We start from the raw sequence: 14,125 nt of genomic DNA, 5'->3' as shown, positions 1-14,125 counted from the left end.
AGCAGGCAGCGACACGCCCCCGTCCGAAGGCCAGTTTAGCCGCGGGGGTTCGCTGGGTGTCCGGGGATCCCGCACCCCGCCAGCCGACGGCCCGGAGCGGCAGGTCCCCTCAGGGCAGGAGGTCGTCGAGGTACATCGGCAGCATCTCCCACCACGTGGGCCAGTCGTGCTTGTAGTCGGGCCCCCAGTCGTCCACGCGGTGGGGGACGCCCTTCGCTCCGAGCACCTCGGCTGCCCTCCACGACTCGCCGACGTCCTCCCATTCGCCGCTGCCCGAGGCGAAGATCACCATCCGTTGCCGCAGGGCCTCGAGGACCGGCCCGTCGAGGCCGGGCAGGAAGTGGAGGGGCGAGCTGAAGTAGAGGTCGTCGGTGAAGCGCCCGCCGATGAACTTCTCGATCGCGTAGGTGCCGCTCATGCAGACGGCCGAGTCGATGAGGTGGGGGTAGCGGCAGATCAGCGCCAGCGAGTTGAACGCCCCGATCGACGCCCCTGCGACGACGACCGGCAGCTTCCCGCCGGAGTCGCTGTGGATGGCCGGGATGACCTCCTCGGCGACCGCCTGGTGGAAGGCGTTGAAGAGTGCCAGGCGGTGGTCGGGGGTGCCGACCCGGTCCATCATGGCCCGACCGGCGACGCTGTCGCACGAGTAGATCTTGGCTCGCCCGGCGTCGATGAGCGGGCGCAGGTGGGCGACCATCTCGAACCGCTCGACCTCCTCGGCGTCGCCGCCCGCACTGGGGAAGAGCAGCACGGGCACGCCGTACGTGCCCCAGCGCGCCAGGGTGAGGTCGGTCTGCAGTCGGTCGGAGTACCACCGGTCCGTCGTCTTCATCACGCCTCCTCGGATGCCCTCATTCGTATACGAACTTCTGGGGTCCGGGGAAGAGCCAGGACAGGCCGTCGCCGAGCCGGTCGCGCCAGTTCTCCCAGTTGTGCCCGTCGCGGGCCTCGGTGTAGCGAACCTGCATGCCGGTCTGCCGGAACACCGGGACCATCGACCGGTTCGGGGTGATGAGCGGCTCGTAGACACCGCAGGACTGGTAGATCCGCTCGACGACCGCGGTCGGCTTCGCACGGTAGCGGTTGACGAAGCTGACGACCGGGTCGAAGGCGGGACCCCCGCCGTGGGCGAACCCGATGTCGGTGAACACGAGCGACGCCGACTGGAGGAGCAGGGAGCCGAAGTAGCCGGGGTAGCGCACGGCCGTCGACAGGGACGCGATCCCACCGAAGCTCGACCCCATGAGGCACCGGGCCTCGGGAGCGTCGACGAGGGGGAGCCGCTCGGTGAGGAGCGGTACGAGCTCGCGCGCGATGAACCGGGCGTGGGGTGCGTGGTTGGCGTACTCCCGCAGCCGGTCGCCGGGCGGGACGAAGACGGCGACGAGGGGGTCCACGTCGAGCCGGTGGATCAGGTTGTCGAGGACGGTCCTCATCGCGGCGAAGCCGAGGTAGTCGGTGCCGTCGTGGACGACGAGCAGCGGGTAGCGGAGCGCGCGGTTGAAGCGGGCCGGGAGGTAGACGCTGATGGGTTGCTCGCGACGCAGGGCCTTGCTGCGGATGCTGTCCTCGACGATCGTGCCCGGTCTGGCCTCCGGGTCGAACGACACCCAGTCCGGCACCTGGTAGCCGTGGCTCGCACAGACCGACGAGGAGCCGAGCGGGCTGTGCGCGAGCCGGGGGTTGAGCGGGTCGTTGAACTGCTCCCACGCCTCACCGCGCCGGACCTCGATCTGGTACTCGACACGGGAGCCCGCGGGGAGCACCGTCGTCACGAACCACAGGTCGGTGCCGGGGAGCGGGGCGAGCGGCAGCGGGTCGGGCAGGCCGACCACGCGGTGGCGCACCCGCGCCTCGTCGGCGTGCCCGCGCCAGAGGAACGTCGCGCGCTCGCCCTCGACGATCGGCGAGCCGTAGCGCGTGATGAAGCGGTCCACCGCTTCATCGTCGAGGGGCTCCCGGTCGCGGAGTCGGTTGATGGCCAGTCGGGTGCTCACGACGCCGCCCAGGTCCGGACGGTGCCGTCGCGGCCGAGGACCCGGGCCCCCTCGGGCGGGTCCATGACGCCTCCCGGGCCGTGCCCCGAGCCGTCTGCCGGCGCCACGAACCGCAGCACCGTCCCGTCGTCGAGCGGGACGAGGCGGTGGCCCGCGAACCGCTCCGCGAAGACGGCCATCCGCTCATGGTGGTCCAGGGCCAGCCGTCGCCGCGCGTGTGGCAGCGGGATGACGCCCCGGAGGCGCCCCAGCCCCCGGTCGTGCACCTCCGGGGCGGTCACCCCCTGTGGCGCGAAGTCGTGGAAGAGGACGACCGGGTCGCAGACGGCCATCGCACCGGCGGACCACGCGATCACCGGCGTCCCGGCCGGCAGGGCGACCTCGAGCAGGCGCACGGTGTCCATCAGGACGCCGACGTGACCGCCGGCCAGGACGACGACGCTCGCCCCGGCGAGGGTCTCCGCGACCTCGCCACGATGCCGGGCCAGCACCGCGCTCGACCGGACGGCGTCGGAGGCCGCGGTCGCAGCGACGATCCGGCCCACCTCGAACGCGTACCAGTCGTCGACGTCGCGTAGCGCCTGCAGCGCCGACCGCAGGGCCCCCTCGGCGACGCCGGGCGTCGACGGCCGGGAGGTGCGACGCCGCACGGCGAGGACCGTGTCCCAGGCGGCCTGGAGCCGGATCCCGTAGAACGCGCGCAGCTCGGCATGAGCGGTCCGGTGCTCGAGCGCCACCCGACGCAGCGCTCGGTCCGAGGCCAGCACCTCGACGGCGCGCTGGTAGAGCCGGAGGTTGACGCCGCGATGGTCGAGCAGGCCGGCGAGCTCGGCGTCGTCGGCCTCCCGCTCCTCCCACCCGGCGTTGACCATGGCCACCGGCCCGTCCACCGGCAGCGAGCGCAGCACCGTCTGCACCGTCGTGGTGAATCGCTGCGGCCCCAGCAGGACGGTCGTCACCGGGGGTCCGGGCGGGTCATCCGGCATGGACCTTGACGGTGCGGCCGACGTCGTCGAGCATCCCCCGGAGCGTGTCGTAGTCCGGGTGGCGCAGCCGGACCCAGGCGTTGGCCATGAACCCCGCCTCGACGGGCTGGGTCGGCTGTCCGGGCGGCGGGAAGTGGGCGTCGATGACCCAGTCGCCGTAGCGCGACTCGACCGCGTCGATCCCGTCGTAGCCCGTCACCACCCCGTCCCGGTCAGGTCTGAGCGCGACGAGCCCAGCGGCATACGACCGCTTCATCTGGTGCTCCGGGCGCCCGTGGACGACGACGTGCGCCCACTCCCGGTAGACGTCGATTTCGTTCGCCGCGGAGTAGAGGTCCCACGCGCCGACGCCGGGTGGCCGGCAGCCGATCTCGGAGAAGCGCAGGCCCTTCGGGCCGTAGAACCACTCCATGTGCGTGGCCGACGTCTCGATCCCCAGCGCGTCGACGACGCGACGGCCGAGCTCGCGCACCTCGGCGTAGAAGTCGTTGCCGTCGACGCGGTTCGTCGTGACGAACTGGGGGGAGATCCAGCGGTGCCGCATCGCCTCGAGCACGTTGGGGTAGTAGTGGGTCACCCAGTCGTGGGTCACCCGGCCGTCGAGGGTGATCGTGTCGTAGAAGCCCTCGTGCCCCTCGACGAACTCCTCGATCGCGAGGGACGTCGCGCCCTCCTCGCCGAACTGGTGCAGGACGTCCGCGAGCTCGTCGTCGCCGTCCACGCGGACCGTCCCCTGGGCACCCGCACCGGTGCGCGGCTTGACGATGAGGGGGTAGCCGACGCGGTCAGCGAACTCCTTGGCCTCCGCGGACGAGTCGATGGCCGCGGAGGCCGCGGTCGGCACGCCCGCTGCCCGCAGGGCCTCCTTCATCGAGGGCTTGTCGCGGCAGAGCCACGTCGTGCGCACGTTCGTGCCCGGGACGCCGGTGGCCTCGCGGGCCTGCGCGGCGGGCATCGTGTGCGCCTCGATCGTGGCCTCGAGGCCGTCGACCCACACCTGGGCCTGGAAGTGTCGGACGGCGTCGATGAGCTGCTGGACGTTCGTGACGGAGCCGACCCGGTAGTACCCCCGCATGGCGCCGCGGAGGTCGGGTCCGAGGTGGGTCTCGTCGGACTCGCCGATGCCGTAGACGTTCGCCCCGACTGACGCCAGGGCGTGGACGAATCGGCGCTGGTTCGCGGGGAAGGCCGGCTCGACGAAGATGATGTTCACCCCACCGACCCTAGGGGCCGGCGGGGTGGACGTCACGGGCGCCGGCGAGCGCCGGGGTGGGTGTCAGGCGTCCTGGGAGTCGGCCACCGCGCCGAAGTCCTCCTCCTCGAAGACGCGGCGGACCTCGACGCTGACCTGCGGGAACAGGTCGGCGAAGCGCTGGCCGAGCTGGATCGCCTCGGCCTTGTCGGCGACCTCGACGAGGGCGAACCCGCCGATGACCTCGCGGGCCTCGGTGAACGGGCCGTCCGTCACCGTCAGGCCCGTGGTGTCCTTGCGGATGAGCGCGCCCTCCTTGCTCTGGTGGACGCCCTCTGCGGCGAGCAGGGCGCCCGACGCCTGGACCTCGCCCATGAAGGCCCCCATCTTGTCGATGAACTCCGGGCTCGGGTTCCAGGCCTCGGGGAGGCTCTCGTCGAGCTTGTGGATCATGAGGTAGCGCATGTCGGTCTCCTTCGCTGTGGGGCCGGGTCGGTCCCCAGCCTTCACCGTCCTGTCGAGTGGCGCACGTCGGTTTCGACATCTCTGTGGACATCGCTGGGGGACATCGCTGGGGGACACCGCTGGGGGACATCGCTGGGGGACATCGCTGGGGGACACCGCTGGGAGACACCACCGATGCCGTATGCCGCTGAGCCGGCTCGCGCAGGCCCGTGACCTGCCGCTTCGGCCTCCTCAGCGGGAGATGAAGTCCCGCAGCAGCGCGGCGAACCGGTCGGGCTCCTCGAGGTGGGGGAAGTGCCCCGCACCGTGGAAGAGCTCGACCCGGCTGCTGGGGATGGCCTGGTGGGCGGTCGTGGCGTGCCAGGCCGGGATCATCCGGTCGTGGGTGCCCCAGACGACGAGGGTGGGGATGTCCTCGTCCATCGGGAGGTGGTCATGGGCCGTGACGGTCTGGCCGCCCGGGTCGATGACGGCCCGGGTCGTGGCGAGGAAGGCACGGCGGCTGTCGGCGTCGCTGAGGGAGGTGAAGCCGTGCCAGGCCTCGCGCACGTCGGCCGGCGGCCGCAGACCGAGGCGGCCCAGGGCCGACCCGAGCCCTTCGAGCCGGGTGCGCACCCAGCCGGAGGCGATGACGGGGATGACGACCTCGGCGCCCGGGAGCGTGGCAGCACGGAGGATCGGGCTGACGGAGCGGCCCAGTCCGCCGCTGGAGACGAGGACGAGGCGGTCGACGCGCTCCGGGAAGAGGTAGCAGAGCTGGAGGGCGATGCCGCCTCCGAGGGAGTGCCCGACCAGGGTGACCCGGTCGATGTCGAGCCGGTCGAGCAGGTCGCGCAGCGTCGCGGCGTGCGCACCGAGCGAGTAGTCCCCTCTCGGCTTGTCGGAGGCCCCGTGGCCGAACAGGTCGGGGACGACGACGCGGTGGGTGGTCTCGAGGCGCGTCACGAGGTGGGACCAGTTCGCGTTGGTGCCGAGGAGCCCGTGGATGAAGAGGACTGCCGGCCCGGCTCCCCGGTCGACGTAGGCCAGCCGGTGGCCGTGCAGTGTGGTCGTGCGGGTGCTCATCCAGGTCCTTCCCGTGTCGTCGGTGCCCGAGCGGACTGGGTTACCAACTGGTAACCTACGCTTCCGTAGGTTGGCGGTCAACCGCAGACCGGGCTTCGCTCCCGTAGGGTCCGCTCATGGCGACGTTCCGGGTCTGGGTCTCCTCGGCCGTGCCGCCCGACGAGGCGTGGCGACGGGTCCTCGACCTCCGCGCCCACGACCGGGTGATCCCACTGACCCGCGTCACCACCGGGAGGTCCGCCGCGGCCGACCTCACAGCCGGATCGCGCTTCGTCGCGAGGACGGGAATGGGGCCGGTGGGCTTCGACGATGCGATGGTCGTCGAGTCGATCACTCCGCCCCGGGCCGCTGAGCCCGGGTCGGCCCGGATCCGCAAGGAGGGCAAGGTGGTTCGCGGCTCGATCGACCTCCACGTGCAGGCCACACCGGGCGGGTCGGCGGTCTCCTGGACCCAGGACATCGACGTCCGGGGGGTCCCCCGAGCGCTCGGATGGCTGACCGTGGGAGCGAGCCGAGCGGCATACGGCTGGGCCCTCCGACGGCTGCTCCGCGGCGACTGAGACTCAGCTGGGCCACCGAAACCATCCGGCCGACGGGGTGGCTCCGAACCGTGCCGCATGGGACGAACCAACCACGCCGGCATCGGCGTCCTCGCCGCCTCGGCCGGACTCGCAGCCGGCCACCTCTCCGCGTCGGTGGACGAGCCGGCCGCCTCCCCGCTCGTCGCGGTGGGGACCGCCGTCATCGACGCGGCGCCGACCCCGCTCAAGGAGCTGGCCGTCGCGACCCTGGGCACGGCCGACAAGCCGGTCCTCATCGGGTCGGTCCTCGCCATCACCCTCGCGGTGGCGGGACTCATCGGCATCCTGGCCCGGCGCCGGCTGTGGGTGGCCGGGGCGCTCCTGAGCGCCCTCGTCATGGTGGGCGGCCTCGCTGCCCTGGCGCGCCCGACGGCGACGGCGCGCGACGCCGTACCCGCGCTGGCCGCCCTCGTCGTCGGCGTCGGGGTCCTCGTGGGGCTGACGGAGCTGTCCCGCCGCACGGTCCCCGCCGGGACGCGCCCCGGGCCGGCGGCAGGGCGAGGGGTGTCGCGCCGCGCCGTGGTGGGCGCTTCGGTCGGGGTGGCCGTCGGCTCGGTCCTGGCCGGCGTCGGCGGCCAGGTCCGGGCGACGGCGCGGGCGGCGCGCGACCTGGTGCTGCCCCGGCCCCTGGTGCCCGCCGCACCACTGCCGACCGGCCTCGACGCGTCGGTGCGGGGGATCTCGCCGCTGCAGACCCCGACCGATCGGTTCTACCGGGTCGACGTCAATCTCACCGTCCCACGCATCGACCACGACTCGTGGTCCCTCGACATCGACGGGATGGTCGAGCGGCCGTTGCGGTTGACGTACGCCGACCTGACCCGGATGCGCCTCGTCGAGCGCGACATCACCCTGACGTGCGTCTCCAACGAGGTCGGCGGGGGCTATGTGTCGTCCGGCAGGTGGCTCGGTGTGCTCGTCTCGGACCTGCTCGAGGCCGCGGGCGTCTCCGGCCCGGCCGAGCAGGTCCTGAGCACGGCGGTCGACGGCTTCACGATCAGCACGCCGCTCCGCGCGCTCACCGACGGGCGGCACGCCCTCGTCGCCATCGGCCTCAACGGCGCGCCGCTCCCGGACGAGCACGGCTTCCCCGCGCGGCTGGTCACCCCTGGCCTCTACGGGTTCGTGGGGGCGACCAAGTGGTTGCGCCGGCTCACGGTGACGACCTATGCCGCCGAGCAGGCGTACTGGACCCGACGGCAGTGGGCCACGGAGGCGCCGGTGAAGACGAGCGCCCGGATCGACACCCCGGCACCGCTGTCGACGGTCCCGAGCGGCCGGGTCGCGATCGGCGGGGTCGCCTGGGCCCAGCACCGGGGCGTCGCCGCGGTCGAGGTGCGCATCGACGACGGCCTGTGGCAGCCCGCTCGACTCGGCCCGGACATCGGGGTGGACTGCTGGCGACAGTGGTACCTGCCGTGGGACGCGAAGCCGGGGCTCCACCGCCTGGCCGTCCGCGCCACCGACCGGACCGGGGACGTCCAGACGGCCGACCGGGCCGCTCCCTTCCCCGACGGCTCCAGCGGCATCCAGGAGGTCGTCGTCACCGTCAGCTGACTTCCGGTCCACCCCAATCCGTATGCCGCTGGGCTCCGAACCGCTCGTGACCTGCACCTCCCGACTCAAGGAGATCACCCCCATGAACACCCGTCGCACTGCACTCGCCCTGGCCCTCGTCCTCCCGCTCGGGCTCGCCGCCTGCGGCAGCGCCGAGCCGGAGGCGCCCACCGCCGCACCGGCGATGACCTCGTCGGCACCCACGACCACTGGATCGTCCAGCGCGACCTCGGCCGCGACGACGGACCCTGCCGCGCAGGTCTTCGGCTCCGCGTGCTCCGCCGTGCCGAGCGACGGCAAGGGCTCGTTCAGCGGGATGGCCACCGACCCGGTCGCCACCGCCGCGAGCAACAACCCGCTCCTCAGCACCCTCGTCACCGCCGTCACGGAGGCGGGGCTCGTCGACACCCTCAACTCCGCCCCCGACGTCACCGTCTTCGCGCCCGTCAACGACGCCTTCGCCAAGATCCCCGAGGCGGACCTCAAGGCGGTCCTCGCCGACAAGCCGACCCTGACGAAGATCCTCACCAACCACGTCGTCGCCGGCTCGCTGTCGCCCGACGAGCTGGCCGGCACCCACGAGACCCTCGCCGGCACGACGCTGACGGTGGAGCCCTCGGGTGACTCGTTCACAGTCGGCAAGGAGCGGGCGACCGTCCTCTGCGGCAACGTGCCGACGGCCAACGCGACCGTCTACATCATCGACACGGTGCTCATGCCATGAGCGGCAGCGTGACCGGTCCCACCCGGCCCGGGCCCGGGTGAGGAGAATGGGTCCCATGGCTCGGTTCTCGGTGGTCCCCTCCGGCGACGCCTCGTCGCCGGGGGCGGCCACCGGCCCCGTCGCGCCGGTCGAGCCGGTCGAGCCGGTCGAGCCGTTCGAGCCGATCGAGCTGGGCGACCTGCTCGGGCGGGCCGCGACCGGCGACGAGGGGGCGTTCGGCGAGTTCTACGACAGGACGTCAGCCCGGGTGCACGGGCTGGTCCGCCGCGTCGTCCGTGACCCGGCGCAGTCCGAGGAGGTCACCCAGGAGGTCTTCCTCGAGCTGTGGCGTCAGAGCGCGCGCTACGACTCCGGCAAGGGCAGCGTGCTCGCCTGGGTCATGACCATCGCGCACCGCAAGGCCGTCGACCGGGTCCGGTCGTCCGAGTCCGCACGCGGCCGGGACGCGGCCTACGGCGCGGCGACCGTGGACGTCGCCCATGACCACACGTCGGAGGTGGCCGTGCAGCGGCTCGAGGGGGAGCGCGTGCGCCGCGCGCTGGGCTCGTTGACCGAGGCCCAGCGCCGAGCCGTCGAGCTCGCCTACCTCTCCGGCTACACGCACACCGAGGTCGCCGGCCTCCTCGACCTGCCCCTCGGCACGGCCAAGACCCGGATCCGGGACGGCCTCATCAGACTTCGAGACACGTTGGGGGTGACCTCATGACCGATGACATCCACGCGCTGTCCGGCGCCTACGCCGTCGATGCGCTCGATGAGCTGGAGAGGGTGCAGTTCGAGCAGCACCTCGCCGGCTGCCCGGCCTGTCGGGCGGAGGTCGCGGGACTCCGCGAAGCCGCCGCCCAGCTCGCTGCCGGCGTCGAGCTGCCCCCGCCACCGGCGCTGCGCGGGCGCCTCATGAGCGCCATCGCTGAGGCCCGTCCGCTGCCACCGGTTCGTGCCGCCGCGCCGGCCACCGAGGCGGCCAACGTGGCGGCCAGCCCGGCGCGACCATGGCGTCGGGTCCTGGTCGCCGCCGCAGCGGCGGCCGTCCTGGGCGTGACCGGGGTCGGGATCTGGCAGGCCCGGGAGGGCACTCCGGCCCCGACCGTCGCCGAACAGGTGCTCGACGCGCCGGATGCGATGCGGACCAGCCAGTCGTTCACGGGTGGGGCGACGGCCACCGTCGTCCGCTCGCCGTCCTTGGGCAGGGCCGTCCTCGTGACCTCGCGGATGCCGGCCGCACCGGATGGCAAGGTGTACCAGCTGTGGCTACAGGACTCCACCGGTCACATGGTCTCGGCGGGGGTCATGCCCGCCGGCCCGGACCAGGTGGTCGTCCTCCAGGGCGACGCGCGCACTGCCACGGCGGCGGGGATCTCGGTCGAGCCCACCGGCGGCTCCCAGCAGCCGACGACCGACCCGATCGCGCTCTTCGCCTTCACCTGACCCGACCCGGCGCGGCGCGGCCCCCTGCCACAGCACACCCCTTCCCGCAACACACCCGGCTTCCGGAGACGCACCGTGCCTCAACTCGGTGCGTTTCCGGGGAGCCGGGTGTGTTCGGGCCTTCCCCCATGGGGTGCCTCTTGCGTTCCCGCAGTTACTGCGTCTACGCTGTAACCATGTCACCGAAGTCACCGAGTCCTGTCGCCCTGGCGCTTGCGGCCGTCGAGGACGCCTTGCGGCACGTCGATCCCGACCGGCCGAGCGCTGCGCTGCCCCACCTCCGGGCGGCCCAGGACCACCTCACCCGAGCGATCGACGAGGCGATGGCGACTGCAGTCCTCGCAGAGGGGAGCACGATCCGGACGGCCGGTTCCCTGGCCGGCCTCTCCGAGAACGCCGTCGGCCCCCGCCTCGCGAGGACCTCGCTCCTCTCGGCCTATGCAGGACCGGACAGCGGCCGGGTCACCGCCTCCGGGGTCGAGCGGGCCCGGTACGACCTGGAGGAGGGCCGCCACCGCCGCACCGACCCCGGCGCCGACCCAAGCCGACCGATGCGCTTCCGGGCGCGCCGGCCCACCTGAGAGCAGCCACCGCAGCCGCACCACCCGGACGGCCACCCACAGCCAGACCCGCACGCCGCGGCACACCATCCCCAGGAGGGAACCCCATGACCAACCCGAACCTCACACACATCGCCTTCCTGCTCGACCGGAGCGGGTCGATGCAGTCCATCAAGGACGACACGGAGGGGGGCTTCGACGCGTTCATCTCCGAGCAGCGGCAGCAGGGCGGCGACTGCCGCGTCACCCTCGCGCAGTTCGACAACGAGTACGAGGAGGTCTACCGGGACCTGCCCCTCGGCGAGGTCCCGCCGCTGCACCTCGCCCCCCGCGGCTCCACCGCGCTGCTCGACTCCGTCGGGCGCCTCGTGACGACGACCGGGGAGCGCCTCGCCGCCCTCCCCGAGGACGAGCGGCCCGGCATGGTCATCATCGGCATCATGACCGACGGCCATGAGAACGCGTCGCGCGAGTGGACCCACCCGGCAGTGAAGGCGCTCATCGAGCAGCAGACGAAGGCCTACGGCTGGCAGTTCCTGTTCATGGGGGCCGACCAGGACGCCATCGAGGTGGGCACCAGCATCGGCGTCGCCGCCACCCATGCGATGACCTACAGCCGGGGCCGGGTGCACGCCATGATGTCGGCCACCTCGCGCAACATCGGCCGGACCCGGGCCGCCATGGCGTCGGGTGCCACGGCTGCGGAAGCGGCCAAGCTCATCGCCTTCGACGACGAGCAGCGCGCCGCATCCCGGGAGTGACCGGAGCGGGACCGCAGCCGTATACGTTGGTCGCATGACCAGCGTGCGCCGGGGTGGCTCCGAGGTGACCGAGCCCGCCGACGAGGAGTTCGAGGTGACCATCCCCAGGTTGCGGGAGGAGCCCGCGGCGCCCCACCCCGGGCCGGCTGACCACACCGAGCGAGTCCCGACGGAGGAGTGGCGGACTCGCTCACTCACCCCGATGCCTGGCGGCGATGCCGTGGCCGCGGTCGGGCGACGCCCGGAGCCGGCGTCGCGGGTCACCCGGTTCGGCGCGGCCCTCTTCTGGATGGCTGTCGGCTGGTGGCTGTTCGCCGCGGTCCGTCTCGCCGACGCGGTGGCGCGCAGCGGCTTCGCCGACGGAGCTCTCCGCCAGGTGTCGGGCGAGACGCTCCGCGATGCGGCGAGAGCCGCGACGACGACCAGCGGCCGCACTGAGCTCGTTGCGCTGGTGGCCCTGTCCGTCCTCGCCGCCGTCGTGCTGCTCGTGAGCCGTCGCCGCGCGCTCGGCCTCCTCGCGTTCGGCCTCGCCGCCGCAGCCGCAGGCGTTGCCGGGTGGCAGCTGCTGTCGTGACCGTCGCCGAGCCCCGGATGCTCTCCACCGCCGATGCCGAGGCGGTCGCGGCCGCGTTCGGCCTCGGACCCGACGCCGTCCTCGACGGACCCGTCGCCCGCGGCCAGCTCGGGCGAATCTGGAGACTGCGAGCGGACGGCACTTCGTGGGCGGTCAAGGAGTGGTTCGCGCCCCCCGACGTCACGGCGGTCGAGGCTCACCACGAGTTCTCGGAGGCTGCTCTGGCGGCCGGCGTCTTCACGCCCCGTTCCCGCCCGTCGGTCCACGGCACCGTCCTCGCCGACGTCTCCGGCACACCGGTGCGCGTCACCGAGTGGGTGGACCTGGCCCCGCGCAGCCGCCGGCTCGACCCCGCCGAGGTGGGGCGGACGGTCGCACACCTGCACCGGGCTGGAGGCCCCACCGACGAGCGGGTCGGCAACTGGTTCGCCACCGGCGTCGGAGCGGTGGGGTGGCATGACATGCACCGGCGACTCGTCGCGGCCAGGGCGCCCTTCGCAGACGAGCTCGAGGAGCTCCTGCCCGACCTCGTGGCGGTCGAGAGCGTCATCGAGCCGCACGAGCAGCCCCGGGTCTGCCACCGCGACCTCTGGGCCGACAACGTCCTTGCGAGCGCAGACGGACGCGTGTGCATCATCGACTTCGAGAACATGGGCCCGGCCGACCCCGCGCAGGAGCTCGCCATGGTGCTCTTCGAGTTCGGCGACGACGATCCCGAGCGCGCTCGGCTGGTGCACGCCGCGTACGTCGACGCCGGTGGTCCGGCCCGGGTCAGCCGGCGCGGGCACTTCACCATGCTCGTCGCGGAGCAGGCCCACATCACCACCTATGCGTGCGCCCGGTGGATCGGCGAGAGCGACGTCGCCGAGCGCGCCCGGCTCGAGGCGTGGTTCCGAGAGACGCCCGAGGACCCGGTGACCCTCGCTCGGATCGACCGGGTCCTCGCTGCCGTCACCTGACGTCCGGGCGGCCGCCCCGGTGGTCGGCCGGTCAGCCCGCAGGGTCCCCCGGCCACTCCGGGCTCAACCGGACCACGTCCCCGACGACGATGACGGCCGGTGACCCGACCTCGCGCTCGCGGGCCAGCTCCGCGATGGAGGACAGGGTGCCGACGGTGGTCCGCTGCGTCGGCGAGAAGCCTCGCTCGACGATCGCGACCGGAGAGTCGAGCGAGCGGCCTTGAGCCACGAGGGCCGTCACCGTCTGCTCGAGGAGGCTGACGCCCATGAGGAGGACGAGCGTGTGGTCGCCGCCCGTCGGGAGCCCCGGGATCGCCTCGTGCCCCGTGACCACGGTGAAGCCGCGTGCGACCCCGCGGTGCGTCACGGGGATCCCGGCGGCCGCGGGGACGGACACGGCGCTCGTCACCCCTGGGACGACCTCGACAGCCAGCCCTGCGGCCTCGCACGCCTGCCGCTCCTCGCCGCCCCGTCCGAGGACGTAGGGGTCACCGCCCTTGAGACGCACGACGCCGAGCCCCCGGGACGCCTCCTCGACGAGGATCTCGTTGATCCGCCACTGCGGCACTGCGTGGTGGCCGGGCGTCTTGCCGACGTCGACGACCCGCACGGAGGCGGGCAGCCGCTCGAGGAGCCCGCGGGGTGCGAGCCGGTCGACGACGACGACGTCGGCGGAGCGCAGCAGCTCGTGACCGCGAGCCGTGAGGAGGCCGTCGCTGCCTGGACCGCCCCCGACGAGCGCGACCCACCCTGAGGGCTTGGCGTCGGCCGACACGCGCTCGCGCGTCCTGCGGAGGTCGAGCCGGCCCTGGGTCACCGCTTCCGCAACCCCGTCGCGAAGGGAGGTCGCCAGACCGGGGTCCCCAGCGGCATACGTGCTGATGGTGACCCGGCCGTCCGGGGTGGCCACGTCCGTGCGGGCGGCGACGCTGGCGGACCTCGCGGACGCATCCGTCGCGTCCACACACCAGATGCGCAGGCGCTCGGCGTCGCCCGCAACGCGTCGGTCCACTTCCGGTTCGCCGACGGCCGTGTGGACCAACCAGGCTCCGTCGAGGTCGCCGGCCCCCGTGTAGTCGCGTGCCTGCCACTCGACCGTGCCGTCGAGGACCAGGTCGCGCAGGTCCTCGCACACCCACGGCGAGACGACCCGGACGACCGCGCCCTCGTCGACGAAGGCACGGACCCGTCGAGCCGACACGGGTCCGCCGCCGACGGCGACGACGAGGCGTCCGGTCAGGTCGACGACCAGGGGCAGGGCGGACTTCATCGG

At 73.1% G+C, this 14,125-nt stretch carries 16 protein-coding genes; 9 read left to right on the top strand and 7 right to left on the bottom strand.

Annotation, left to right across the window (positions count from 1 at the left end; genetic code table 11):
• Positions 1-109: 109 nt before the first annotated feature.
• From INTCA_RS00510 to INTCA_RS00485, 6 genes are all read right to left on the bottom strand, one after another.
• Positions 110-835, bottom strand: a complete 726-nt coding sequence (locus tag INTCA_RS00510) for an esterase family protein (RefSeq protein WP_013490983.1) — start codon at positions 833-835, stop codon at positions 110-112.
• Positions 836-854: 19 nt separating this feature from the next.
• A complete protein-coding gene (locus INTCA_RS00505; protein WP_013490982.1) occupies positions 855-2,000 on the bottom strand; it encodes an alpha/beta hydrolase in 1,146 nt (381 codons plus the stop codon).
• The gene (locus tag INTCA_RS00500; RefSeq protein WP_013490981.1) at positions 1,997-2,986 is read right to left on the bottom strand and encodes a Type 1 glutamine amidotransferase-like domain-containing protein; all 990 of its coding nucleotides are present in this window, start codon (positions 2,984-2,986) and stop codon (positions 1,997-1,999) included. The genes INTCA_RS00505 and INTCA_RS00500 overlap by 4 nt, the downstream gene beginning before the upstream one ends.
• Positions 2,976-4,199 carry an ATP-grasp domain-containing protein gene (locus INTCA_RS00495; RefSeq protein WP_013490980.1) on the bottom strand — a complete coding sequence of 408 codons (1,224 nt, stop codon included), beginning with the start codon at positions 4,197-4,199 and terminating at the stop codon, positions 2,976-2,978. The genes INTCA_RS00500 and INTCA_RS00495 overlap by 11 nt, the downstream gene beginning before the upstream one ends.
• A 63-nt stretch (positions 4,200-4,262) precedes the next feature.
• A complete protein-coding gene (locus tag INTCA_RS00490; RefSeq protein ID WP_013490979.1) occupies positions 4,263-4,643 on the bottom strand; it encodes a YciI family protein in 381 nt (126 codons plus the stop codon).
• 231 nt (positions 4,644-4,874) lie between these two features.
• Positions 4,875-5,708 (bottom strand): alpha/beta fold hydrolase, encoded by an 834-nt coding sequence (locus INTCA_RS00485; protein ID WP_013490978.1) that lies wholly within the window; start codon positions 5,706-5,708, stop codon positions 4,875-4,877.
• A gap of 116 nt (positions 5,709-5,824) precedes the next feature.
• On the opposite strand from INTCA_RS00485, the gene INTCA_RS00480 reads away from it, so the two are divergent.
• The 9 genes from INTCA_RS00480 (at position 5,825) to INTCA_RS00440 (ending at position 12,852) form a co-directional block, all read left to right on the top strand.
• A complete protein-coding gene (locus INTCA_RS00480; RefSeq protein ID WP_013490977.1) occupies positions 5,825-6,268 on the top strand; it encodes an SRPBCC family protein in 444 nt (147 codons plus the stop codon).
• A 57-nt stretch (positions 6,269-6,325) separates the two neighbouring features.
• Entirely contained in the window at positions 6,326-7,846 is a 1,521-nt protein-coding gene (locus tag INTCA_RS00475) for a molybdopterin-dependent oxidoreductase (protein WP_013490976.1), read from the top strand.
• Positions 7,847-7,928: 82 nt separating this feature from the next.
• A complete protein-coding gene (locus tag INTCA_RS00470; RefSeq protein ID WP_013490975.1) occupies positions 7,929-8,570 on the top strand; it encodes a fasciclin domain-containing protein in 642 nt (213 codons plus the stop codon).
• A 55-nt stretch (positions 8,571-8,625) separates the two neighbouring features.
• Complete coding sequence (gene sigK, locus INTCA_RS00465; protein WP_013490974.1) at positions 8,626-9,276, top strand: ECF RNA polymerase sigma factor SigK; 651 nt, start codon at positions 8,626-8,628, stop codon at positions 9,274-9,276.
• Positions 9,273-9,998, top strand: a complete 726-nt coding sequence (locus tag INTCA_RS00460; protein WP_013490973.1) for an anti-sigma factor — start codon at positions 9,273-9,275, stop codon at positions 9,996-9,998. Before sigK ends, INTCA_RS00460 begins: the two co-directional genes overlap by 4 nt.
• A gap of 176 nt (positions 9,999-10,174) precedes the next feature.
• Positions 10,175-10,579 (top strand): hypothetical protein, encoded by a 405-nt coding sequence (locus tag INTCA_RS00455; protein ID WP_114610835.1) that lies wholly within the window; start codon positions 10,175-10,177, stop codon positions 10,577-10,579.
• A gap of 86 nt (positions 10,580-10,665) precedes the next feature.
• Positions 10,666-11,319, top strand: a complete 654-nt coding sequence (locus INTCA_RS00450) for a vWA domain-containing protein (RefSeq protein WP_013490971.1) — start codon at positions 10,666-10,668, stop codon at positions 11,317-11,319.
• A 34-nt stretch (positions 11,320-11,353) separates the two neighbouring features.
• A complete protein-coding gene (locus tag INTCA_RS00445; protein WP_013490970.1) occupies positions 11,354-11,893 on the top strand; it encodes a hypothetical protein in 540 nt (179 codons plus the stop codon).
• Positions 11,875-12,852 carry a phosphotransferase enzyme family protein gene (locus INTCA_RS00440; protein WP_013490969.1) on the top strand — a complete coding sequence of 326 codons (978 nt, stop codon included), beginning with the start codon at positions 11,875-11,877 and terminating at the stop codon, positions 12,850-12,852. Before INTCA_RS00445 ends, INTCA_RS00440 begins: the two co-directional genes overlap by 19 nt.
• Before the next feature lie 31 nt (positions 12,853-12,883).
• Here the strand turns inward: INTCA_RS00440 and cobA are convergent, their stop codons facing one another.
• Positions 12,884-14,122 carry a uroporphyrinogen-III C-methyltransferase gene (cobA, locus tag INTCA_RS00435; RefSeq protein ID WP_013490968.1) on the bottom strand — a complete coding sequence of 413 codons (1,239 nt, stop codon included), beginning with the start codon at positions 14,120-14,122 and terminating at the stop codon, positions 12,884-12,886.
• Positions 14,123-14,125 lie beyond the last annotated feature (3 nt).

Source organism: Intrasporangium calvum DSM 43043, from assembly GCF_000184685.1.
Classification (GTDB): domain Bacteria; phylum Actinomycetota; class Actinomycetes; order Actinomycetales; family Dermatophilaceae; genus Intrasporangium; species Intrasporangium calvum.
Note: the sequence above shows the minus strand (reverse complement) of the source record. Positions and strands in the feature narration are given on the sequence as shown.